At 32.6% G+C, this 24,356-nt stretch carries 26 protein-coding genes; 18 read left to right on the plus strand and 8 right to left on the minus strand.

Annotated elements, in window-relative coordinates; all coding sequences use genetic code 11:
* Positions 1-966: an L-histidine N(alpha)-methyltransferase gene (gene egtD, locus ACFFGL_RS12775; protein ID WP_309729997.1), complete on the plus strand. Its 966-nt coding sequence runs from the start codon at positions 1-3 to the stop codon at positions 964-966.
* Between the two features lie 3 nt (positions 967-969).
* Here the strand turns inward: egtD and ACFFGL_RS12780 are convergent, their stop codons facing one another.
* Positions 970-2,049: an aminotransferase class V-fold PLP-dependent enzyme gene (locus tag ACFFGL_RS12780; RefSeq protein ID WP_309729994.1), complete on the minus strand. Its 1,080-nt coding sequence runs from the start codon at positions 2,047-2,049 to the stop codon at positions 970-972.
* 62 nt (positions 2,050-2,111) lie between these two features.
* On the opposite strand from ACFFGL_RS12780, the gene ACFFGL_RS12785 reads away from it, so the two are divergent.
* The 6 genes from ACFFGL_RS12785 (at position 2,112) to ACFFGL_RS12810 (ending at position 7,825) form a co-directional block, all read left to right on the plus strand.
* The gene (locus tag ACFFGL_RS12785) at positions 2,112-2,549 is read left to right on the plus strand and encodes a 2TM domain-containing protein (protein WP_309729991.1); all 438 of its coding nucleotides are present in this window, start codon (positions 2,112-2,114) and stop codon (positions 2,547-2,549) included.
* 6 nt (positions 2,550-2,555) lie between these two features.
* Positions 2,556-3,041 (plus strand): dihydrofolate reductase, encoded by a 486-nt coding sequence (locus ACFFGL_RS12790; protein WP_309729988.1) that lies wholly within the window; start codon positions 2,556-2,558, stop codon positions 3,039-3,041.
* A gap of 26 nt (positions 3,042-3,067) precedes the next feature.
* Complete coding sequence (locus tag ACFFGL_RS12795; RefSeq protein ID WP_378928593.1) at positions 3,068-3,895, plus strand: fructosamine kinase family protein; 828 nt, start codon at positions 3,068-3,070, stop codon at positions 3,893-3,895.
* A gap of 87 nt (positions 3,896-3,982) precedes the next feature.
* Positions 3,983-4,483: a pyridoxamine 5'-phosphate oxidase family protein gene (locus tag ACFFGL_RS12800; protein WP_309729985.1), complete on the plus strand. Its 501-nt coding sequence runs from the start codon at positions 3,983-3,985 to the stop codon at positions 4,481-4,483.
* An 88-nt stretch (positions 4,484-4,571) separates the two neighbouring features.
* Positions 4,572-5,453: an ACP S-malonyltransferase gene (gene fabD / locus ACFFGL_RS12805; RefSeq protein ID WP_309729983.1), complete on the plus strand. Its 882-nt coding sequence runs from the start codon at positions 4,572-4,574 to the stop codon at positions 5,451-5,453.
* A gap of 11 nt (positions 5,454-5,464) precedes the next feature.
* Positions 5,465-7,825: a hypothetical protein gene (locus ACFFGL_RS12810; protein ID WP_309729980.1), complete on the plus strand. Its 2,361-nt coding sequence runs from the start codon at positions 5,465-5,467 to the stop codon at positions 7,823-7,825.
* Between the two features lie 20 nt (positions 7,826-7,845).
* On the opposite strand, the gene ACFFGL_RS12815 is transcribed toward ACFFGL_RS12810, so the two are convergent.
* Positions 7,846-8,973, minus strand: a complete 1,128-nt coding sequence (locus tag ACFFGL_RS12815; protein ID WP_309729977.1) for a DegT/DnrJ/EryC1/StrS family aminotransferase — start codon at positions 8,971-8,973, stop codon at positions 7,846-7,848.
* Positions 8,974-9,067: 94 nt separating this feature from the next.
* Here ACFFGL_RS12815 and ACFFGL_RS12820 point away from each other — a divergent pair, with 94 nt between their 5' ends.
* The 4 genes from ACFFGL_RS12820 (at position 9,068) to ACFFGL_RS12835 (ending at position 11,332) form a co-directional block, all read left to right on the plus strand.
* A complete protein-coding gene (locus ACFFGL_RS12820) occupies positions 9,068-10,306 on the plus strand; it encodes a 3-deoxy-D-manno-octulosonic acid transferase (protein ID WP_309729976.1) in 1,239 nt (412 codons plus the stop codon).
* 107 nt (positions 10,307-10,413) lie between these two features.
* Positions 10,414-10,641, plus strand: a complete 228-nt coding sequence (locus ACFFGL_RS12825) for a hypothetical protein (RefSeq protein ID WP_309729973.1) — start codon at positions 10,414-10,416, stop codon at positions 10,639-10,641.
* Positions 10,642-10,674: 33 nt separating this feature from the next.
* Complete coding sequence (locus ACFFGL_RS12830; protein WP_309729972.1) at positions 10,675-10,926, plus strand: hypothetical protein; 252 nt, start codon at positions 10,675-10,677, stop codon at positions 10,924-10,926.
* A 124-nt stretch (positions 10,927-11,050) separates the two neighbouring features.
* Positions 11,051-11,332 (plus strand): hypothetical protein, encoded by a 282-nt coding sequence (locus ACFFGL_RS12835; protein WP_309729970.1) that lies wholly within the window; start codon positions 11,051-11,053, stop codon positions 11,330-11,332.
* Positions 11,333-11,367: 35 nt separating this feature from the next.
* Here the strand turns inward: ACFFGL_RS12835 and ACFFGL_RS12840 are convergent, their stop codons facing one another.
* Positions 11,368-11,805, minus strand: coding sequence for an exosortase F system-associated membrane protein (locus ACFFGL_RS12840; RefSeq protein ID WP_309729967.1), 438 nt, complete (start codon positions 11,803-11,805; stop codon positions 11,368-11,370).
* Positions 11,798-12,346, minus strand: a complete 549-nt coding sequence (gene xrtF / locus ACFFGL_RS12845) for an exosortase family protein XrtF (RefSeq protein WP_309729965.1) — start codon at positions 12,344-12,346, stop codon at positions 11,798-11,800. The genes ACFFGL_RS12840 and xrtF overlap by 8 nt, the downstream gene beginning before the upstream one ends.
* Before the next feature lie 80 nt (positions 12,347-12,426).
* Here xrtF and ACFFGL_RS12850 point away from each other — a divergent pair, with 80 nt between their 5' ends.
* On the plus strand, positions 12,427-12,885 hold the full coding sequence (locus ACFFGL_RS12850) for a GAF domain-containing protein (protein ID WP_309729962.1): 459 nt from the start codon (positions 12,427-12,429) through the stop codon (positions 12,883-12,885).
* On the opposite strand, the gene hemW is transcribed toward ACFFGL_RS12850, so the two are convergent.
* Entirely contained in the window at positions 12,882-14,006 is a 1,125-nt protein-coding gene (gene hemW / locus ACFFGL_RS12855; RefSeq protein ID WP_309729958.1) for a radical SAM family heme chaperone HemW, read from the minus strand. The genes ACFFGL_RS12850 and hemW overlap by 4 nt on opposite strands.
* A complete protein-coding gene (locus ACFFGL_RS12860; protein WP_309729956.1) occupies positions 14,006-15,256 on the minus strand; it encodes a glycosyltransferase in 1,251 nt (416 codons plus the stop codon). The genes hemW and ACFFGL_RS12860 overlap by 1 nt, the downstream gene beginning before the upstream one ends.
* 78 nt (positions 15,257-15,334) lie before the next feature.
* On the opposite strand from ACFFGL_RS12860, the gene ACFFGL_RS12865 reads away from it, so the two are divergent.
* The gene (locus ACFFGL_RS12865; protein WP_309729953.1) at positions 15,335-15,895 is read left to right on the plus strand and encodes a sigma-70 family RNA polymerase sigma factor; all 561 of its coding nucleotides are present in this window, start codon (positions 15,335-15,337) and stop codon (positions 15,893-15,895) included.
* Between the two features lie 4 nt (positions 15,896-15,899).
* Entirely contained in the window at positions 15,900-16,172 is a 273-nt protein-coding gene (locus ACFFGL_RS12870) for a hypothetical protein (protein ID WP_309729951.1), read from the plus strand.
* On the opposite strand, the gene ACFFGL_RS12875 is transcribed toward ACFFGL_RS12870, so the two are convergent.
* Complete coding sequence (locus ACFFGL_RS12875; RefSeq protein ID WP_309729948.1) at positions 16,157-16,981, minus strand: UbiA prenyltransferase family protein; 825 nt, start codon at positions 16,979-16,981, stop codon at positions 16,157-16,159. The genes ACFFGL_RS12870 and ACFFGL_RS12875 overlap by 16 nt on opposite strands.
* A gap of 136 nt (positions 16,982-17,117) precedes the next feature.
* On the opposite strand from ACFFGL_RS12875, the gene gcvP reads away from it, so the two are divergent.
* From gcvP to ACFFGL_RS12895, 4 genes are all read left to right on the plus strand, one after another.
* Positions 17,118-19,967, plus strand: a complete 2,850-nt coding sequence (gene gcvP / locus ACFFGL_RS12880) for an aminomethyl-transferring glycine dehydrogenase (protein WP_309729945.1) — start codon at positions 17,118-17,120, stop codon at positions 19,965-19,967.
* Between the two features lie 202 nt (positions 19,968-20,169).
* Entirely contained in the window at positions 20,170-21,231 is a 1,062-nt protein-coding gene (locus tag ACFFGL_RS12885; RefSeq protein WP_309729943.1) for a 3-oxoacyl-ACP synthase III family protein, read from the plus strand.
* Between the two features lie 2 nt (positions 21,232-21,233).
* Positions 21,234-21,758 (plus strand): methyltransferase domain-containing protein, encoded by a 525-nt coding sequence (locus tag ACFFGL_RS12890; RefSeq protein ID WP_309729940.1) that lies wholly within the window; start codon positions 21,234-21,236, stop codon positions 21,756-21,758.
* Positions 21,759-21,760: 2 nt separating this feature from the next.
* Positions 21,761-22,609: a glycosyltransferase gene (locus tag ACFFGL_RS12895; protein WP_309729937.1), complete on the plus strand. Its 849-nt coding sequence runs from the start codon at positions 21,761-21,763 to the stop codon at positions 22,607-22,609.
* Here ACFFGL_RS12895 and pafA read toward each other — a convergent pair.
* A complete protein-coding gene (gene pafA / locus ACFFGL_RS12900; RefSeq protein ID WP_309729934.1) occupies positions 22,606-24,291 on the minus strand; it encodes an alkaline phosphatase PafA in 1,686 nt (561 codons plus the stop codon). The two genes, ACFFGL_RS12895 and pafA, sit on opposite strands and share 4 nt — an antisense overlap.
* Positions 24,292-24,356: the final 65 nt, after the last annotated feature.

Below are 24,356 nucleotides of genomic sequence, written 5' to 3' on the forward strand. Positions count from 1 at the left end.
ATGAAAAACGAGCAACTCACTTACACCTCTGAATTCGCTTCAGAAGTACAAGAAGGTCTTACCTCTTTTCCAAAATTTTTATCCTCAAAGTTTATATACGATGAAAAAGGCGACGTGCTTTTTCAGAAAATTATGGACTTGCCGGAATATTATTTAACCAATTGCGAGTATTCTATTTTAGAAAAACATACCGATGCAATTGCAGATCAATTTAATAGCGAAAACGGATTCGATTTAATTGAATTAGGCGCCGGAGATGGAAAAAAAACAAAAATCTTATTGCGTCATTTAGTGGCAAAAAAATACGATTTCAACTATTTGCCAATCGATATTAGCGGACATATTTTAGAAAAATTAGAAGCAGCCCTAAAAGAAGAAATGCCGGATTTAAAGGTAAATATTCAGCAAGGAATGTATTTTAAAGTGCTCGGCAAATTAGCTGAATACAACACGCGAAAAAAAATTATAATCGTTCTCGGTTCAAATATTGGTAATTTAAATCACGAAGAAGCGATCGATTTTTTAAAAAATATTCAGTTGGCGATGTCTAAAGACGATATGCTCTTTATGGGATTCGATCAGAAAAAAGATCCGCAAATTATTTTAGACGCCTACAATGACAAAACCGGCGTGACTGCTGCATTCAATAAAAATATTTTACACCGAATAAATCAGGAATTAGGTGCAAATTTTAAACCCGATAATTTTAAACATTGGGAAACGTATAATCCGGAAACCGGAACGGCGAAAAGTTTCTTGGTAAGTTTAGAAGAACAAAAAGTAACAATACCTGAACTAAAATTAGAAGTCAATTTTAAAAAATGGGAAAGCATTCATACCGAAATTTCTCAAAAATATGATGATGAAGTTGTAGAATGGTTAGCCGATAAAGCCGGATTAAAAGTGAAAGAATTTTTTAGCGACGATAAAAAATTCTATAAGAATTACGTGTTTCAGAAAAAATAAAATTCAAAATCTTTTCAGAATATCGATGAGTTTTTCAAGATCTTCAGCAGTATTGTAGTAATGAAAACTTATACGAATTCCTTCGCCACGTTGTGAACAAATAATATTATGATCTAATAAATGCTGAAAAAGTTTTTCGTCACCTTTTATATTAAAAATAGTTGAATGATTTTTTCGAGATTTCACCACATTGCTTAATAAATTAAGTTCTGCAAAAGCATTTTTTGCAAGCTCGCTTAGTTTTTTTAACTGTTCTTCAATAGTTGAAATCCCTAGAGATTCAATTAAATCGATAGCCGATAAAATAGAACCAATTGCTGAAGTGTCGAGATGTCCGGGTTCAAATTTGCCGATAAATGCGTTCTCTTCTTGTTTGTATTTTCCGATATTAGAACCAAAACCTTTTGTTTTCGGATAAATTTTGTTTGGTACATTTTCATGAAAAAGAAAAAAAGCGTGACCAAAACCTGCGTTCATCCATTTATAAGCGCTCGCTCCCAACACATCAATCCCTAAGTCTTTAAAATTTATTTTTTCAGTTCCGCAAAATTGTGTTCCGTCGGCAATTATAATTAAAGCTGGAAAATCTTTTTTTAGCTGCTTAAGAAATGATTGTGACAATTTAATTCCGGAAATATATTGTACAATGCTAAAAGCAAAAACATCGGGTTTATTTTCTTTAATCGCATTGTAAATATTTTCTTCTAGATTTTGGGATATTTCAGCATAACAAATAGGGAAATTTCGACTTTCGACCGCTAAATTTATTGACGGATAATCTTCTTTTATCAACAAAAATTTGGTTTCTTTTTCTAAACCTTCCAACAAAATATTAAAACCGAATGAAAAATTAGGAACTAGAGCAATTTTATTCGCTTCCGCGGAAAAAAATCCAGCCAGACGCTCTCTAACTTCTGCCATTAAATTCGATTTTTTATCACGAAACAAACTTCCTAAGGTCAATAATTCTAAGTTTTGATCTTGTAGATATTCAAACACTTTTTCAGAAAGTAATCCTGTAGCTGCCGTATTTAAATAGGTTGAATGTGAGGTTACCGGAAATTGTTTTCTTAAATTCTTCATAAGCGGGTAAAATATTGATTCAAAAAAGTTAAATTTGGAAGAGATACTAAGGTACAATGAATATGTTTTCAACTACAAAAAAATCAGGAAAAATCGATCCTGAACAACGCGAACTTATTGAAAACGCGCAACGAAGAATTCGGCAGAAAAAAAGATTAACCACACATTTTGTCGCTTTTTTAGCAGGTTCTATACTTTTTATTGTGTTGAATCTCGTCTTAAAATTCGGAGAAAATTTTAGACCCTTTAAAACCGATTGGTTTGTTTGGGCAATTTTACTTTGGTTCTTTTTCTTTTTAATTCACGCAATAAATGTATTGCTAGTCAATAAATTAATGGGTAAAGATTGGGAAGAAAAGCAATTGAATAGATTGGTGAAAATTCAACAGGAAAAAATTGAAAAACTTCAACAACAAGTTGAAAGAGAACATCCGCTTCCTAATAAAAATGAACCGACGAGAAAAATTGAACCAAAAGACGATAATTCTACCAAATTTTAAAAAGCCATGCTTACCATAATTGCCGCTGCGGCAGAAAATAATGCGTTAGGAAAAGACAACGATTTGGTTTGGCATTTGCCCGACGATTTTAAACGTTTCAAAAAATTAACTACCGGTCATCATATTATTATGGGGCGAAAAACATTTGAATCTTTTCCAAAATTATTACCCAATAGAACCCACGTAATTATTACACGAAAAAAAGATTATGCACCAGAAGGCTGCGTGGTTGTACATAATTTAGAAGATGCGATTAAAATTGCAAAAAATGACGAACAACCGTTTATAATTGGCGGTGGAGAAATTTATAAACTCGCACTCGATTATGCTGAAAAAATTGAATTAACCCGCGTTCATGCAAATTTTGAAGCCGATACTTTTTTTCCTGAAATCGATACCAAAAAATGGAATAAAACAGATGAAGTTTTTCATGAAAAAGATGAAAGACACAATTATTCATTTACCTATATAACCTATCTAAAAAATCAGTAATTATTCTACAAAATCTTTTAGCACAAATAACCGAAAAAGAAAATTTAGGGAATTTTCTAAGCGCTAAACCCTTAACCGGTGGCGATATTAATGAGGTTTTTTATGTAAAAACCAATCAACGAGAATTTGTCGTAAAATTAAATAAAGCCAAAAAGTTTCCTGAAATGTTTAAAAAGGAAACCAAAGGTTTAGCATTATTAGCTTCCGCGGAAGCCTTAAAAATTCCGGAGGTTATTTGTTTCGGCGAAATTGATGACCATTCCTATTTACTTTTAGAATATCTGGAAACCGGCGCAAAATCGGCTACATTTTGGGAAGATTTTGCTAAAGGTTTAGCCAAACTGCACAAGAAAACGCAATCTACTTTTGGTTTAGAAATCGATAATTATATAGGAAGTTTACCGCAATTCAATAAAACTTCTACTTCTTCTTTAGTTAAATTTTATATTGAAAAAAGATTGCAGCCGCAATTTAATTTAGCAGAAGAAAACGGCTTTAATTTTAAAACTTCTTCTTTTTATAAAAACATTCAACAAGAAATCCCTGAAGAAGCTCCGGCTTTAATTCATGGTGATTTATGGAACGGGAATTATTTTGTTTCTTCAGAAGGAAATCCGTGTTTAATTGATCCCGCGGTAAGTTTTGCTCCGCGAGAAATGGATATTGCGATGATGAAATTATTCGGTGGTTTTTCAGAAAAACTTTTTGAATGTTATCACGAAATTTTCCCGCTACAACCCTATTGGAAAAAAAGAATTGAATTGTGGCAATTGTATTATTTATTGGTTCATCTGAATTTATTTGGAAGTGGATATTACAATTCGGTCGCTTCAATTGTAAAAAAATATCAATAATTCACACTTCTTAACAAAACACCGATTTATTTTAATACTCTCTTGACGCATTTTGGTCAGTAATCGCATTACCTTTAAAATAAAAAAATGAATACTAAACAATTGAATGATCAAAAAGCTGTTGAAAAATTAAAAGAATTAGCCGACGATATCGGAACAGGAATGTTAGCGACAGCACTTACTAAAAAGCCACTATCTGCGGTACCAATGACTCATAAAACCATAGATAAAGATGGAAGTATTTGGTTTTTGAGTCCTGGAGATAGCGACCACAATAAAGATATTGCGAAAGATAAAGATGCGCAATTACTTTATTCGCAACCATCAGATAAAAAATTCATGAGTATTTTTGGGGAAGCAAAAATTGTGGTAGATAAAGATATTCTTGAAAAACTTTATTCAGATATTTCTAACAATTGGTTCGATGGCGTAGACGACCCGAATTTAACCGCCATAAAATTTACCCCAAAAGAGGCTTATTTTTGGGACACCAAAACCAATAAATTTGTCACTTTAATAAAATTAGGCTTTTCAGCTTTATCTGGGAAAGAAACAGACATTGGTGAAAAAGGAAAATTAAATTTATAAGCAACCTGTATTTCGCTTTAAAGACCCAACGGCTTGTTTAAGCTATTGGGTCTTTTTTATTACATTTGTTTAACAAAAAATTATATTTATGAAAGCATACGTTTTTCCCGGACAAGGAGCACAATATCCAAAAATGGGATTAGATTTATACGAAAAATATCCAGAAGCCCAAGATTTATTCAACCAAGCAAATAAAATATTAGGCTTTAATATTACCGATATTATGTTTGAAGGTTCTGCTGAAGACCTAAAAAAAACTAACGTTACCCAACCTGCAGTTTTTATTCATTCTACGATTATGAATGAGGTTTTAGCAAACAATGAAAAACCAGATATGGTTGCAGGACATTCGTTAGGAGAATTTTCTGCTTTAGTAGCCAATAAAACCTTGAGTTTTGAAGACGCTTTAAAATTAGTATCCAAAAGAGCTGAAGCAATGCAAAAAGCTTGTGAATTACAACCTTCTACCATGGCGGCAGTTTTAGGCTTAGAAGACGAATTAGTAGAATCTGTTTGCGCCGAAATTGATGGAGTTGTAGTTGCGGCAAATTATAATTGCCCTGGACAATTAGTAATTTCCGGTGAAATAGCTGCAATTGAAAAAGCTTGCGAAGAATTAAAAAACCGCGGTGCAAAACGTGCGTTAGTTTTACCGGTTGGCGGTGCTTTTCATTCACCTTTAATGGAACCGGCGAGAGAAGAATTAGCAAAAGCGATTGAGGAAACAAATTTTAACACGCCAATTTGCCCAATATATCAAAACGTTAGTACATTTGCGGTTACGAATCCTTCAGAAATAAAAGAAAATCTTATTTTTCAACTTACTTCACCTGTAAAGTGGACGCAGAGTGTACAAAATATGATTAATGATGGAGCAACTTCATTTACTGAAATTGGCCCGGGAAAAGTTCTACAAGGATTGGTAAAGAAAATCGATCGGAAAATGGTGACTTCGGCACCGGAACTTTAAAATGTATCGTATTGAAATTTAGAAAAATTCTCCTTGTTGTTACTTTATTAGTTGGTTTCACCGGATTAGCTCAGAAAGAGAAACCTTCTTTAAAAATCAAACAGAAATATCAAGAATATTTTAGCCTCGACAGGGAGGCTTTTTTTCTTCATTTAAATAAAAACGTTTTTATTCCCGGCGAAGATATTTGGTTTTCCGCTTACGCGTTTAACCCGAAAAGAAATACACCAAATTTTGAAACCACCAACCTTTATGTAAAATTGTTAGATGAGAATTTAAAGCCTTATTCTACTAAAACCATTTTCATAAATAAAGGAAAAGGATCGGGTTATTTTAAGCTAGATACTTTACCTGCAGGATCGTATAGATTGGTGGCGCATACCAATTACATGAAAAACTTCAGCGAAGATTATTACTATAATGCTGAATTTACCATTCTTCAAAAAGATTCAGTAGAGATAAAATATGAGAGTGATAAAGATGTTAAGTACGATCTTCAATTACTGCCCGAAGGCGGACATTTAATCGCGAATACAAAAAATAATATTGGTGTAAAATTAATTAATGAGCAAGGAAATGGAATTGAATTTTCTGAAGCAAAAGTTTATGATGAAAATAAAAATGTAATTACCAGTTTTAAATCGAATAAATTTGGGATCGGTAAATTTCAATTTAACCCGACGTTAGATGGAAATTATCTTGTTGAATTAAACACTTTTTCCGGTGAGAAAATAAAGCGGTATATTGAAAAAGCCGAAGCTATTGGCCTCACAATGGTAACCAATAATTTATTAGAAGATAGACTTATTATAGAGGTAAATACAAACTCAGAAACGCTACGTTCTGTTGAGGGAAAAACTTTCTACTTAGCATTGCATAAAAACGGAATTTTTGAGAGTATTCCTTTTCAGTTTTCAGAAGATCAAACTTCGAAAAATATAAGAATTGGTAAAGAAATTCTTGCCAACGGAATAAATTATTTGACCATTTTCGATGAAGACGAAAAGCCTCTTATAGAGCGAATAGTTTTTAACTACCAAGGTTTAAATGAATTTGACGCTAACGCATATTTATACCGGAACGATATTGATTCTCTAAAAATAAATATGAGTTCTTCAGCGCTAAAATCAGTTGCTCATAATTTAAGTGTTTCGATATTACCTTTAAAAACGAAAGCATACCAACCTAATCATAATATTAAATCTGCATTTTTATTACTTCCTTATACAAAAGGAAAAATTGAAAATGGCGATTATTATTTTAAAAATATCGACAGAAGAACACAATATAACTTAGATCTTTTATTATTAACTCAAGGTTGGAGTAAGTACAAGTGGAATAAAATATTTTCAAATCCACCCCAACTACTTCACGAAAGAGAACAAGGATTTACCTTAGAGGGAAAAATTAATCAATCCTTAGGTGATGATGAAAACCAATTATTAATTTCTTCCGGAGAAAGCGGTTTAATGGAAATTACAGACTTAAATAAAAAAGAATTTAAAGTAGATAATCTCTATATTCAGGATAGTACAGAAATTTCAATAAGTCTTATAAATGCAAAAAAAGAAAACCTCTCGAAACCTAAACTTTACAGAGTTTTAAAACCTCAGCGTAAATACGAATCTTTAAACCTTCCTAATTATATAAAACAAACAAATGTTGATAGTAAGATTTCGAATACAAAAATACCTCAGGAGTTTTTACGTGATATAGAATCTTTAGATAGCGTTTATTTGAAATCTGAATCTAACAAAATTAAAAATCAAGAAAAAGAAATTTTAGCCAATGAAACTTTAATTGATGAAGAGTTATCTAAACGTTATTACTATATTACCGATTTTATTTCAACTCAAGGCTTTAGGGTATATAATAATTTAGCCGAAGTACATATTATTAACAATAGACCATCTAACTTGATTGAAAATCAAAGTCCATTAATATATTTTAATGGCATGCCATTAACTGAATATGGAAGCATTTTAAGCACTCTTAAAACATCAGAAGTAGAATCTATTATTATAAACAAATCAGGATTAGGATATGGAATGAGGGGAAATGCAGGAGTTATAAAAATTAAAACCAAAACTAGTTATGGCACATCAAAAAAAATAGACCAAGCCCAAAGCTTTATCGCAGATGTTGGTTTTGCTCCTGATAAAGAATTTTACACTCCTCGATATGCTTCTTATACAAGTGATATATATGAAAATTATGGCGCTATAGATTGGTTCCCTAATATGCAATTAGAAGACGGTCAAATCAGTTTTAAAATTGAAAATACGATTCAGAAATCTATTCTATTATTTATAGAAGGAATGACTGAAGAAGGCGATTTAATTTCACAAACAATTGAAGTTGAGATTAAGTAATAATCTCAACTTCATTAATTTTAAATAAAATCGTTTATTGTTTGAGTAATATAATTGATTTGCTCTTCTTCCAATTCGGTATGCATCGGTAAGGCAATCACTTCTTTTACAAGTTCATTTGTATTTTTAAAATCTCCTTCGTTATAGCGGTTATCTTTATAGGCTTTTTGAGAATGTAAAGGAATTGGATAATAAATTCCGCAAGGAATATCTTTACTCTGAAGATGCTTCAACAATTCATCTCGTTTTCCATTTAAAATTCGCAAAGAATATTGATGAAAAACATGCGTATCATCATCCCCAACAATTGTTGGAGCTTGAATATTTTTATTCCTCCTTAACTTTTCTGAATATAGTTTTGCAGCATTTCGACGCGCGTTATTATAGGCATCCAAATTTGGTAATTTCGCTCGTAAAACTGCAGCTTGCAAACTATCCAACCTAGAATTTACACCCACTACATCATGATGATAGCGTTCGTACATTCCGTGATTTACAATTCCGCGAATGGTATGGGCTAGTTTTTCATCATTCGTAAATAATGCGCCGCCATCGCCATAACATCCTAAATTTTTGGAAGGGAAAAAGGAAGTGGTCCCGATATGACCTATCGTACCGGTTTTTTTAATGCTTCCGTCTTTAAAATGATAATTCGCACCAATAGCTTGGGCGTTATCTTCGATTACATATAAATTATGTTCATTGGCAATTTCCATTACTCCATCCATATTCGCGCTTTGTCCAAATAAATGTACTGGAACAATCGCTTTAGTTTTTGGAGTAATCGCATTTTTTATTGCAACCGGATCAATATTAAAAGAATCTTTTTCTACATCAACCAAAACCGGTGTTAAACCTAATAACGCAATAACTTCAACAGTTGCAGCAAAAGTGAAATCTACGGTAATTACTTCATCACCAGGTTTTAAACCAAGCCCCATCATTGCAATTTGCAAAGCATCGGTTCCATTAGCACACGGAATTACGTGGTTAACTCCTAAATATTTTTCTAATTCAGATTGAAAATTATGTACTTCGGGTCCGTTAATAAAACTAGTGTTTTCCAGCACTTCCTGAAAAGAATTGTTAACCTGATTTTTTATTCCTTCATATTGCCCTTTCAGGTCAACCATTTGAATCTTTTTCATATCATATTTTATTGAGTTACGAAATTACAAAATATCGTCTCTACCTACAATTCAATTTTATAGAAAGACTTATTTTAGCAAAAATTAGAAAAACGTGCGTCAATTTTATTCTCTTCTAATCGGTTTATTTCAACAAATTTCTCCTCTATTGAAACTGCTGAATCCGAAATTGAAGCTTTTCTTTGAAGGTAGAAAAAATCTTTTTGATAAGCTGAAAAATGACTTTGCTGAAAATTCCGGTTGCATTTGGATTCACGCTGCATCGTTGGGAGAATATGAACAAGCGGTACCGATAATTGAAAAGCTAAAAATTGAATACCCTAATTATAAAATTTTGGTTACTTTTTTTTCTCCTTCAGGTTATGAAGTAAAAAAAAATAATTCGATTGCTGATGTGGTAAGCTATCTTCCATTAGACACTTCAAAAAACGCACAAAAATTTTTAGAAATTGTACAACCCAAAATTGCCATTTTTGTAAAATATGAAGTATGGCCGAATTTTATGCTTCAATCAAAAAAATATAAAATTCCTAGTATTTTAGTTTCAGGCGTGTTTAGGGAAAATCAACTTTTTTTTAAACCTTATGGGAAATTTATGCGTAAGGCTCTTCAGAGTTTTGACCATTTGTTTGTACAAGATAAAAATTCAAAAAAATTATTAATCGAAAATGGTTTTCAGAAGGTAAGTTTAAGCGGCGACACCAGATTCGATCGGGTTACGCAACAACTTAACTATAATAATGAATTAGATTTTTTAGCAGAATTTAAGCAAGATAAAAAATGTATGATCTGCGGAAGTACTTGGCCGGAAGATGAAAAAATTTTGGCAGAATACATTAATTCTACTTCAGAAGACATTAAATTTATAATTGCACCTCATCAGATTCATAAAGATAAAATTCAATCGCTTCAGCAATCCTTAAAAAAACCTTCCATTCTTTATTCTGAAAGAATCAATCAGTCACTTTCCTCCTATCAAGTTTTTATTTTAGACACGATTGGTTTACTCTCAAAAGCCTATTCATACGCTGAAATTGCTTATGTAGGCGGAGCGATGGGAAAAACCGGATTGCATAATATTTTAGAACCTGCAACTTTTGGAATTCCCATTATTATTGGAAAAAACTTCAAAAAATTTCCAGAAGCTAGTCAACTTCAGCAAGAAAAAGGATTATTCAGCATTGCTTCTTATTCAGAATTAAAAAAAATTATAGATGAATTAATTAATAATGAGTCACATAGAATTCAAGCGGGTAAAAATGCGAAAAACTTCATCGTAAAAAGAATTGGCGCAACTGAAAAAATTATGAGCTACATTCGGCAAAAAATATAACAACTCTAATCGCTATAAAATTTTAATAAAAATTTATAAGTTAACATTATTGTACAATTGTTAAATATTATACTTTAGCTCATAATTAAACATTAATAAAAATAGTTATGAAAAAGATTTTTGTTGTAATATTTCTAACATTTATTGCAGCTAACTTCACTTCTTGTAGAGAAGAAACTAAAACAAAAGAAGTGGTTAGAGAAGTTGAAGTGGAAAAAGAAGCGCCTAAGGTAGAAGAAGAAAAAGGCATTCTTGAACGTACAGGAGAAAAAATCGATAACGAAGTTGACAAAGAAGTGAATGAAGAAATCGATAAAATTGGAGACGACAAATAAAATCAAATAAAAAATCTATAAATTATTTTAGTTATGAAAAGATCAATTGTAATGCTCGCTATGCTATTTGCTTTTAGTACAGCATTTACTTCATGCCGAGATCAAGAAAATAAAACCGACGACGTAGAAGAAGCTGCCGAGGATACAGGAAATGATATCGAGGAAGCTGCCGAAGATACCGGAGACGCTATAGAAGATGCTGCCGAAGATACTGGTGACGCAATCGAAGAAGGCGCTAACGAAGTTGAAGAAAACACAGGAATGGGCGGAAACGACGATATCTAATCCATTTCGAGCTATTAAAATAAAGGGTCTTTTTCAACCAGAAAAAGGCTCTTTTATTTTTAATAAAATTTATTAGAAAAAAGAAAAAATAGTACATTTACACACTAACTTTAAACAAACAATTATGAAAAAAATGATTCTTAGCTTTTTTGCACTATCATTATTAGTTGCAACGAGCGCTTGTAGAGAAACTACTGAAGAAAAAACTGAAGAAGCTACTGAAGAAATTGGTGAAGACATCGAAAATGCTGCAGAAAATACTGGCGATGCGATTGAAGAAGGCGTTGAAGAAACCGGAGAAGCTATCGAAAACGGTGCTGAAGAGGTAGAAGAAGCAGCAGATCACGCTGGTGATGAAATGGAAGAAGAAATGCACGAAGATGATCACGATCACGACGCGCATTAATAACTACTCTTTGTAGAAATAAAAAAGCCGGTTTTTTACCGGCTTTTTTTTATGTAATACTGATAATAAAAAGCCGGCAATAATAACAAAATAAATAAAGGCTGAATTAAAAATCGACGTACATAGAACATCAAAAAATAATTTTCTTTACCGAAGTTAAAAATAAGATAACTGAAAAATAGCATAAGTAATGCTCCAATAAAGCAGTAAAAAATTAGAGAAAATTTTATAATTGCTTTCTTCTGAAAAGCAACATACAATACTAGCAGAGAAACTCCACTATTTAATAAATACCGAAAAAATGTATTTAAAATCAGTTTGAAATTTTCCATTTCTGGCGGAGATTGATACTGGTAATTTCCTTTATAAAAAGTAAGTAAAGGATCGTAAAATAAATCTTTTTCAAAAAAACGAATAAGTACCAATAGGAAGAATAAGCAAAATACCAGTACTATTTTAACCCACTTATTCATCTTTCTTAGTTTTTGAAACAATTCTCACCCAAATTATCCATAATAGAAAAACAGTACCATAAATTATAGCAGGAAAAATCGTTCCGTGTAATAATTCCTCATATTCAGGATAATGGTAAATCCCAATTGCTAACCATACAATTCTTAATAAATTAAAAATATAAATCAGAACACTTCCGGCAATTGCAAAAAGAAAAGTTCGTTTAAAATCGGTATGAAAAGCCGCTATAAAAGAAATGAATAATATTAAAACACTTACTGAATTACAACCCTCAATAATTCTTACTAGATATTCATTATTTACAAATAATCGCATAGAAGCTTCCACAGGATGTGGTGAAATCTTACTGGAATAACCAAAAAATTCAATTAAATTTTCTGTTTGTACGGCTACTAAATTGGTAATAAAATCAGGGTAATAATTTTCAAATAAATCCACCTGTAAATACCAATGATATAGGCTCGCCAAAATGAGGTAACTTCCTATGAAAATTCCGAGAAATTTTAAAACCGCTTTATTTTTTTCAAAAATATTTTTCACCTCCTATAAATCTTTCACAAATTTAGATAAATAAGAATTCCTATTCGCAGAATAATAAATACTTTTGCTGAAAAATTAATATGAATTTCGAAGCTTTAAAACCGGAAATAATCAACATACTTTCAGAAAAAGAACTTTCTGTAGATCATCGTTTAAATGAAGTTTGTGCACTTTTAAAAAAAGAAATAACTTATTATAATTGGGTAGGTTTTTATTTTAAAAATGGCGATAAAAAAGAATTAAAACTTCGCGCCTTTGCAGGGGAACCAACCGATCACACAATTATTCCATTTGGAAAAGGAATTTGCGGACAAGTGGCAGAATCTAACCAGAATTTTAGCGTTCCCGATGTTAAAGCGCAAGATAATTATATCGCTTGCAGTATTAATGTAAAAGCCGAAATTGTAATTCCGTTGTTTGTGAATGGCGAAAATATTGGTCAGATTGATATTGATTCTCACACGATCGACCCGTTTACGAAAAAAGATGAAGATTTTTTAGAATTTGTAAATGCTGAAGTTGCTAAAATTCTAAATTAATCCACAAAAAATAAAGAAGCCGCAATTCCATCACTCAAAAATTTTCCTTTTGGGGTGATGGTTATTTTTTTCTCTTCAGATTGTAGTAATTCTTTCTGAAATAAAACTGCCGATTCTTTTAAAAAATATTCAGCGTATTTTTCGCCAAATTCCTGCTGAATTTCTTCAACTGAAACTCCCCAAATGGTGCGCAAACGCGTCATAATATATTCATTATAGCGGTCGGTTTTCGAAAGTTCTTCAGTTTCTAAAGGCAATTTTTCTTGCTGAATAGCTTTTATGTATTTAGAATTATTATTTACATTCCAACTTCGCTTTTTTCCATCGAAACTATGCGCCGAAGGACCAATTCCTAAATAGGATTTTCCCATCCAATACGCCGTATTATTTTGAGAGAAATATCCCGTTTTTCCGAAGTTTGAAAATTCGTAATTTACAAATCCTGTGTTAGTTAACGTAGCGACTAAAATTTCAAAATGTTCTTTTGCCTTTTTCTCGTTTACCGGTTTTATTTTTCCTTTTTCAATGAAAGTTTTTAAAGCAGTATTTGGCTCTACGGTTAACGCATAACTGGAAATATGTGGAACGTTTAATTCTAATGCAATGGCTAAATTTTCTTTCCATTTTTTATTGCTCATTTCGGGGATTCCGTAAATTAAATCGATGGAAATATTATCGAAATATTTCTTAGAAAGTTCAATAGCTTTTAATGCTTCGGTAGAGTTATGTGCGCGATTCATTAAGGTTAAATCGTCTTGAAAAAAAGATTGAACGCCAATACTTAATCGGTTTATTTTTGTAGTTGAAAGTTCTTTTATTTTTTCTTCAGAAAGATCATCTGGATTGGCTTCTAGTGTAATTTCGGCTTCCGAGGAAACTTCAAAATTATTATGAATTGTAGTAAAAATTTGCTGAATTTCTTCCGCCGTTAACAAACTTGGTGTTCCACCACCAAAATAAATAGTTTCAATTGTATTCTGAATTTCATTTTTCCGCAAGATTAATTCGGTACAAATTGCATTTATAAGCGGCGTTTTCTTTTTCAGGGAAGTAGAAAAATGAAAATCGCAATAATGACAAGCTTGTTTACAAAATGGAATATGAATATAAATACCGGCCATTAATCGTTTTTCTGGTTAGCAAGTTTGTTTTTTGCTTCAATCCACAACGCCATATATTTTGTACTTTTTAAGGTGTGATGCATTAACATAGAACCCATAAAATTTTTTGAACGATGCGTTTCTAAATTTTCTTCTAAATACTGAATTTCTTCGAAAAGTAAATTTTTAAAGGTAGCTTTTTGAAAACGATTTTGTAAGATTCTTGTCCCAAATTGTTGCGCTTTGGTCCACCTTTTTTCATTTTTATAAAGCGTAACTGCGGCTTCGGCAATAGTTTTATCGTCATTAGCAATTTCACCATTCCACGGATTTATTCCGCAAATTCCTTCGGCTCCAATGGTGGTCGTTACGCTTGGCGTTCCGTTAATCATCGCTTCAATAAATTTTCCTTTAATTCCAGCACCAAAGCGTAATGGTGCTAACAAAATTCTGGTTTGCTGAAATTTTTCGGCGGCATTATTTACTCTTCCTTCTACTAAAAAACCTTCTTTTTTATTTTCGAGTTGTTTTACTTTTTCTGTTGTATAAGCGCCGTAAATATGAAGTTTCGCTTTTGGTAATTGCTTTTTAACCAACGGCCAAATATTATTTTTTAAATACAGAACGGCATCCCAATTTGGGGCATGTAAAAAATTACCAATGAACATAAAATCATTTCGTTGCTGAAACGTTGGAAATTCGGCAAGTTTATCTTCAGGTTGTTCTTCAACTAAAAAAGGAATGTAGCGTAAAAGCGACGGTTGAATATTAAATTTTTCAATAAGAAGTTGCGTTTCGGCTTCAGAAATAATTAGAGAGAGATCGCAGCGCAAAATACTGGCAATTTCACGACGGGCTTCATCACTGTGCAAATCTGTTTTTTTTAAACTTCTTCCTTGTTTAAAAGCTTCGTAACGTGCTTTTCTGAAAAAATGTAAATCTTCGGTATCTAAAATTCTAATCGCGTTTGGACAATTTTCGGAAACGCGCCAACCAAATTGTTCTTCCATCATAAAACGATCGAACATTACAGCAGTAAAGCTTTCAGCTTTTAAATATTCATCAAACGAGCTATCATTGGTTTTTATTTGTTTTTTTTCAATTCCTAATTCAGCAAGATTTATTGAAAATTCTTGATTACTCGCTGGACTTGCGTAGGTAATTTCCCAATCTTTTTCGCGAAATAAATCGATTAACTGCATCATTCTACTTCCGGCAGCAGAAGATGCCGGCTCAGGCCATAAATATCCTATAATGAGAAGATTTTTCATTTTATGTTTTTTTTCACAATTGCCTAAAACCAAACCTGCCTAATTCTTCGTAATTTTAGAGCAACCAGTTTATTAATTATGACCTCTAGCAAACATCAACTCAATCCTGAAAAATGGGTTGAAAAATATTCTAACTATCTTTTCAATTATACCATTTCAAGGGTAAATGATCGAGAGGTTGCTAAAGATCTTATTTCTGAAACTTTTTTAGCCGGTTTAAAATCGATGAAAAATTTTAAAGGTCAGGCAGCCGAACGTACGTGGTTAATTTCTATATTGAAACGCAAAATTATCGATTATTATAGAAAAATCAATTCAAAAAAGGCACAAGCTGAAATAAAACCGACTTATTTTGAAGAAGATCAAGAAGGTGATTGGCTGGAAGAGCAAGTTTCTAACGAAACTGCAAAAAGCGCCGAAGAAGAATTGATAAATACAGAATTAGGTGTCGCGATTTACGAATGTTTAGGTAAATTAAACGAAAAACAGGCACAGATATTTAAGATGAAAACCATAGATAATATAGATACTGAAGTAATTTGTAATGAGTTTAATATTACATCGTCTAACCTATGGGTAATAATTCATCGAGCACGAACCGCTTTGGCTTCGTGTCTGGAAAAAAACTGGTTGAAATAATTTTATGAATTCGGAAAAAAAACCTTCTTCATCGTGCGAAAAGGCAGGTTGCATCTGCGATAAAGCGCAATATAATGAAGCCCAACTCTGGGAAAAACTTATGCTCAGGTTTCATCTGTTAATTTGTTCGAGATGTAGAAAATATACTGAAAAGAATAAAAAGTTAACCTCTCTCTTAAAAAATGCAGATTTGTATTCGCTTAATGAGCAAGAGGAAAAAGAATTAAAGACGAAATTTTTTAGTCAATTTCAGCAATCTAATTATAACAACCAATAAACTATTACTTCTAAGGCTAACCAAAAAATTGGGATAGCTTCTACCCAAAACGATGAAAAATAACGGTTTTGCTTTTTTGTAGATTTATATATAAATATCCCTACTGCTAAAGCAGTAATTAGCTTTGGTAGAAATTGAATCCACGTTACCGTTTCAATAAAAAATTTTAAAACTACAAAGGATATAAGAAGAATATAACCTATTTTTTTTGAATTTTCGACTCCCAATAATTGTGGTAAAGTTCCTAAATGATCTTCATCATAAATTACATCACGAACTTCAAATGGAATGGTTAAAGCCACTACAAATAAAAAACGCTGAAAAAAGCTAAGTAAAACCGACTGCTCAAAAATAGGATGTTGATTAATTAACGGAATTAAAACCGTAGCTCCAGCCCAAACCAACGCAATAATAAAAATTTTCAGGCTTTTTAAATTCCGTAAATTAGTCTGATTAGGCAAAAATGGAACCGCATAAAAAAACGTAACTATTCCTAAAAGAACCGTTATCCACAAAACCTTTTCAGATTGTAGCGACGCTACATAAAGTAAACCTGCAAAACTAAAAAAAGAAAACACCTGGATTCCACGAAGATTTCCCGTTAAACTTTTATGGTGAAGTTTTGCTAAACCTGCATATTTTACAAAATTATATCCGGTAATTGTACTTAAAAAAATAAATAGCAACACTGTAGAATTCAATTCTATTTGAAATTGCAAAACACTTATAACAGCAAGTGCAGTTACTGAAAACGCTAAGTGAAGACTAGAATTAATATAAAAATTCAGTACTTTTTTCATTACAGACATAGCACAAAAATACAGTTAATTATTTACTGAAAATTACGTGAAAAAAAGTTGCTCTTTTAAACAATTAACTTAACAATTTTTTCCACTTAAATATCGTACTTTTGCAAACCACAAACACAGCATATTAAAAGATTATATGAATACAGATTCTTTTGCGTTACGGCACATTGGTCCCAGACCTGAAAACATTTCAGAAATGCTTCAAGTTATTGGAGTAGATTCACTTGATCAACTCATTTATGAAACACTTCCTGACGGAATAAAACTCGAAAAAGAGCTCGATCTTCCCGAAGCACTTAGTGAGCAAGAATACCTTGAACACATCACTAAACTTGCGGCTAAAAACAAGGTTTTTAAAACCTATATTGGTTTAGGATATCACAATTCTAATACTCCACCTGTAATTCAGCGAAATGTGCTGGAAAACCCAGGTTGGTATACCGCTTACACGCCTTACCAAGCTGAAATTGCTCAAGGTCGTCTGGAAGCATTGTTGAATTTCCAGACCATGATTGTAGATTTAACTGGTTTAGAATTAGCAAACGCTTCTCTTTTAGACGAATCTACCGCAGCGGCTGAGGCGATGAACTTACTTTTTGCCGTAAGAGATCGTAAGCAGAAAAAAAATAAGGTAGTAAAATTCTTCATTTCTGAAGAAGTTCTTCCACAAACTATTGCTGTTTTAGAAACAAGAGCTAATCCTTTAGGAATTGAACTTGTTATCGGCGATCACCAAGAATTTGATTATTCAGAAGACTTTTTTGGAGCTTTATTGCAATATCCTGGAGCTTCAGGAAAAATTTATGATTATGCAGGTTTTGTTCAAAAAGCAAAAGATGCTGGAATTAAAATTGCAGTAGCTGCAGATATTTTAAGTTTAGTAAAACTTCGTGCTCCAGGAGAATTAGGAGTCGATGTAGTTGTAGGAACCACGCAACGTTTCGGAATTCCGTTAGGTTATGGTGGGCCACACGCTGCTTTTTTCGCAACCAAAGAAGAATATAAAAGAAATGTTCCCGGAAGAATTATTGGCGTAACCAAAGATCGCGATGGCAATTTAGCCATGCGAATGGCGCTTCAAACGCGCGAACAACACATAAAAAGAGACCGAGCGACTTCAAACATTTGTACTGCACAAGTTTTATTAGCCGTAATGGCAGGAATGTATGCGGTTTATCACGGACCAAAAGGTTTAGAATACATTGCAAATAAAGTTCACAAATCTACTGTTGCTTTAGCAAACTCACTTGAAGAATTAGGTTTCTATCAATTAAACGAAACTTATTTCGATACGATTCGCGTAAAAGCTGATGTAGAAAAAGTAAAACAAATTGCTGAAGCAAGCGAAATAAATTTCTATTATCCAGATGCTAATACGGTTGCTATTTCGTTAAACGAAACCACTTCGTTAACCGATTTAAATAATATTATCGCGGTTTTTGCTCACGTAGCCGGAAAAGAATCGCATAAAGTAACTACTTTAGAGAAAAGCATTTTAGAAAACATTTCAGTTTCAAGAGATACGCCATTTTTAACGAATGATGTTTTTAATCGTTATCATTCTGAAACAGAATTGATGCGCTACATAAAGAAATTAGAACGCAAAGATTTATCGTTAAATCATTCTATGATTTCGTTAGGATCTTGCACCATGAAACTTAATGCTGCAGCAGAAATGTTGCCGTTAAGTTATCCGCAATGGGGAAATATTCACCCTTTTGTACCGATAAATCAAGCGCAAGGTTATCAAGAAGTTTTAAAACGATTAGAAGATCAATTAACTGAAATTACTGGTTTCGCAGCTACTTCTCTTCAGCCAAATTCTGGAGCGCAGGGAGAATATGCTGGTTTAATGGCAATAAAAGCATACCACGATTCTAAAGGAGATACTCATAGAAATATTTGCTTAATTCCTTCTTCAGCTCACGGCACTAATCCTGCCAGCGCAGTTATGGCGGGAATGAAAGTAGTAGTTACTAAATCTACTGAAAAAGGAAATATAGATGTCGACGATCTTCGTGAAAAAGCGCTAAAACACAAAGATAATTTAGCGGCTTTAATGGTAACGTATCCTTCTACCCACGGCGTTTTCGAATCAGAAATAAAAGATATTACAAAGATAATTCATGAAAATGGCGGAAAAGTTTATATGGATGGCGCTAACATGAATGCTCAAGTGGGGCTAACCAATCCTGGAAAAATTGGAGCCGATGTTTGTCACTTAAATCTACATAAAACTTTCGCTATTCCACACGGTGGTGGCGGACCAGGAGTTGGACCAATTTGTGTAGCTAAAGATTTAGTTCCGTTTTTACCTTCAAACCCAATTATTGAAACAGGCGGAACCTCTCCTATTTCTGCAATTTCTGCAGCGCCTTGGGGTTCATCTTTAGTTTGCTTAATTTCTTACGCTTACATTTCTATGTTAGGCCCAAAAGGATTAAAAAGCGCTACGGAACACGCAATTTTAAATGCAAATTATATAAAGCAACGCTTAAATAATCATTTTAAAACGCTTTACTCCGGTGAACGTGGAAGAGCTGCGCACGAAATGATTTTAGATCTTCGTCCGTTTAAAGAAAAAGGAATTGAAGTAGTAGATATTGCAAAACGCCTTATAGATTATGGTTTTCACTCGCCAACGGTTTCTTTTCCGGTAGCTGGAACAATGATGATTGAACCGACTGAAAGTGAAAGTAAAGCTGAATTAGATCGTTTTTGTGATGCGCTAAATTCAATTAAAGAAGAGATTGATGCTATTGAAGATCAAGAAAATAATCTTCTTAAAAATGCGCCTCACACAATGGAAATGTTAACCATGGATGAATGGAATTTCCCTTATACACGTAAACAAGCAGCTTTTCCATTACCGTATGTTAGTGAAAACAAATTTTGGCCTTCAGTTAAAAGAGTCGATGATGCGTATGGAGACCGAAATTTAATGTGTACGTGCGATCCTATTGAAGAATATATGGATTCCGAATAAATTTTAGAATTTCTTGTTACAAAAAACCCCAAACTTACTTGGGGTTTTTTATTGCTTTATAATTAATAAGCCTACATTTTTAATAAATTAATAATTTAACGGCTTTTAATTATTAGATCAACAAAAGTTAAATAAAAGTGAGGAATTATGGTTAATTTTGTAAATATATTCCTTAGTTTGGGAAAGATTAAGTAAGCAAAAAATGGCTATAAAAATAACAGGTATAGGAAGCTGTATTCCTAAAAACAGCATCAAAAATGCAGATTTTATAAACAGAAAGTTTATGAACCCTGATGGAAGTTCTATTCCCGATTCTAATGAATTAATTATTCGAAAATTTAAAGCCATTACAGGAATTGAGGAGCGCCGTTATGCAGATGAAAATTTAACCGCTTCAGATTTAGCTGCAATTGCTGCTGAAAAAGCTATTGCTGATTCAAAAATAGATCCTGAAACTTTAGATTATATTATTGTTGCACAAAATTTCGGCGATGTAAAATTCAGAAATACACAAAGTGATGCTGTCCCTAGTTTAGCGACACGTGTAAAATATAAACTTCAAATTAAAAATCCTTCTTGTGTAGCTTATGATGTAGTTTTTGGTTGCCCGGGTTGGTTAGAAGGCGTTATTCAAGCGCAAGCTTTTATTAAAGCCGGAATGGCAAAAAAATGTTTAGTGATTGGTGCTGAAACACTTTCTCGTGTGGTTGATATTCACGATCGCGACAGTATGATTTTTAGCGATGGCGCCGGTGCAAGTATTATTGAAGAGGTAGATGAAAAAGACAACGGAATTTTAGCGTTTGAATCGGCTACATATGCAAGGGAAGAAGCGTATTTCTTAACCTTCGAAGGCTCATATAATCAAGATTTAAAAAAGGAAACTCGTTACATAAAAATGAACGGTCGAAAAATTTATAATTTCGCTTTAACGCACGTCCCAACAGCTATGAAAAGTTGCTTAGAAAAAAGTGGAGTTTCAATTGAAAATTTAAAAAAGATTTTTATTCATCAAGCCAACGAAAAAATGGATTTGGCAATCTGTGAACGTTTCTACAAATTATTTAACAAGCCTGTTCCTGAACATATTATGCCAATGAGCATTGCAGAATTAGGAAATAGTTCGGTCGCAACGCTTCCTACGTTGTATGATTTGGTCACCAATAATCAAATTGAAAATCAACATCTTGAAAAAGGTGATGTTATTATTTTTGCAAGTGTTGGCGCAGGGATGAATATTAATGCGCTTGTATATCGGTACTAACTATGTACGAAAATAATTTTCCAAATAAGCGCTACAAAAATACCTTAGAGTTTTTGGAAAAAGTGGCTCCTCCTCCAACTACAATTTTAGACTTAGGTGTAGAAAATCCGTTTACGGAATTTATGAAAAATGCGGGATACGAGGTGAATAATACAATTGGGGAAGATTTAGATCTTGATTTTTCAACTATAAAAAAATCAGATGCTGAAGTTGTTACCGCTTTTGAAATTTTTGAACACTTACTAGCACCATTCAATGTTTTAAGAGAAATAAAAGCCGATAAATTGGTAGCGAGTGTTCCATTAAAATTATGGTTTTCTTCAGCATATAGAAGTAAAACCGATAAATGGGATCGACATTATCACGAGTTTGAAGATTGGCAGTTCGATTGGCTTTTAGAAAAAGCCGGATGGGAAATTAAAGCTCGAAAAAAATGGAGTAATCCCGTAAAAAAAATTGGTATTCGTCCGTTGCTTAGAAAATTTACCCCTCGTTATTATATTGTTTACGCTGAACGAAAAAAATAAGCATGCGTTTCTATATTGTTATTCCCGCTCACAATGAAGAAAAAGTTATTGGCAAAACGCTACAATCGTTAGTTGAACAAAGCCATTTACCTTCTAAAATTTTGGTGGTTAACGATAATTCTTCAGATAAAACTGCTGAAGTTGTTAGTGAATTTGCTAAAAAATATTCATTTGTTTCCTTCATAAATAATAATTCATCACAAGAACATCTTCCCGGCGGAAAAGTTATTTTGGCTTTTCAAGAGGGAGTAAAACAGCTAGATGAAAATTATGATGTGCTTTGTAAGTTTGATGCAGATTTAATTTTCCCTTCAAATTATCTCGAAAAAGTTGCAAGTCATTTTTCAGCAGATAAAAAAACAGGAATGGCTGGTGGTTTTTGCTACATACAATCTGGAGATCATTGGAAACTTGAAAACTTAACCGATAAAGATCATATTCGGGGAGCGTTAAAAGCTTATCGAAAGGATTGTTTTAAGCAAATTGGCGGGTTAAAAGCTTCTATGGGTTGGGACACGGCAGATGAATTGTTGGCAAAGTTTTACGGTTGGAACGTTAGAACTGATGAAAGTTTAAAAGTAAAACATCTTCGTGCTACCGGAGAAACCTATAATAGTTCTTCAAAATACAAGCAAGGTGAAGCTTTTTATAAACTCCGCTATGGTTTCCTCATTACTTTAATTGCTTCTCTTAAATTAGCTTTACTGAAGAAAAAACCTGTTTTAGTAAAAGATTATTTAACTGGATATTTTAAAGCAAAAAAAAACAAGCTTCCTTTTTTAGTAAATGAAAAAGAAGGAAAATGGATTCGAAAATATCGGTGGAACAAAATTAAATCGAAAGTATTTTAGTCTTTTTTCAACACAAAAGGTAACACATTTCCAGTCGCACCGTTTGGAAAAGCGATTTCTAACAAAGCTGAAATGGTTGGTGCAATATCGGTAATTACAGTTTTTTCATAAGTTTCACCGTTTTTTATTCCATTTCCGTAGAAAATTAATGGGGCGTGAGTATCGTAATTTAACGAACTTCCGTGGGTAGAACCTTTTTCAGGATAAATTATATAAGCAGGATCGAAAATAATTACCAGATCGCCGCTTCTTTTTTGATCGAAACCATTTTGAACTAACGAAAATACACCTTCTGTAAAATCATTTTCTTCTAAAGCTGAACGAGTGATTATTTTACTGATATGCGGAAATTCCAATAAAAATTCTTTTAAATCAGTTTCCAGTTGTTTTCTTGAAATATTTTCTTCTTTTACTCTATTGTAATTGAAGAAAAGTTGATTATTGGAAATATTTTCAATTAAATCGGTTACGCCATATTCTTCTCCTAAAAAACTGGTTAATTCTTTTTTCATTTCAGCTACATCAATATAACCGGCAGGAATATTTTTAGATTTTAAATAAGCGGGAACATTTATCGCACCGTGATCTGCGGTTAAAAATAAAGTATAATTTCCTTTTCCAACTTTTTCATCAAGCTCGTTTAAAAGTCTTGCGATATCTTGATCTAAGCGAATATAATTGTCTTGAATTTCTTTTGAATTTACGCCAAAATTATGACCAATATAATCTGGACTTGAATAACTAATCGTTAAAAAATCTGTGTCGTTATCTTCTCCTAATTTTTCTTCATTTAAAGCTGCGATTGCAAAATCTGTAGTTAAGTTATTTCCGAAAGGAGTAGATTTTAAAATATCATAACCGCCATTTTGCTCACTTAATTCTTTTAAATCATAAGGAAATGTTGCGTTTTCTTTTCCTGAAAAACCGAATTCAAAACTGTTTAAATCGCTTCCACTTTCAGTATAATTTTCGATTGGTTTTAAGGTATTCCAGGTTTTTAAATAACGTTCAGCTTTTTTTGAATTATTAAAATCCATCACCCATTTGGGCAAATTTTCAAGGTAAAATGAACTTGTTATAAACTTTCCTTCATCTTTTCCATAGAACCAATAAGCAGCATTTGCGGTATGTCCGGCAGGTAAAATTGCGCCTCGATCTTTAATAGCGATTCCTATTGTTTTTCCGCGGAATTGCGTATGTAATCTATTTTGATCGCTAATGGTAGTAACTTTCATTAGGTGGGGCGACATTTTTCCGGCTAGAGAACTTGTTCCGACAGGGGTTACACTTTCATCTCTCGCGCAATAAACTTCTTCTCCCGTAAATTTATCATACCAATCGTTAGAAATAATTCCGTGAACACTTGGCGTAGTTCCGGTATAAATAGACGTGTGTCCCGGTCCGGTATAAGTAGGAACATAATTGTAATGATTATTTCTGCAGGTAAAGCCTTCGTTTATCAATCGTTTAAATCCATCTTCTTCAAAATCATTCCAAAATCGGGTAAGGTAATCGTAGCGCATTTGGTCCACCACCACACCGACTACAAGTTTTGGTTTTTTATTTTTAACGGAAAGCGTATCTTTTACTGAAGTATTTTTATTTTCTGAAGCTGTTTTTTGAATTGAATTACAATTGGTAAATAAAACAATTAAACTTAGCAGTGCTACAAAATTTTTCATAACTGAATTTTACATTACAACTGCAAAAATATTAAATGTTGTAGCGATTAAAGATTAATTGTAAG

The sequence above is a fragment of the Mesonia maritima genome (assembly GCF_042433895.1).
Lineage (GTDB): Bacteria > Bacteroidota > Bacteroidia > Flavobacteriales > Flavobacteriaceae > Mesonia > Mesonia maritima.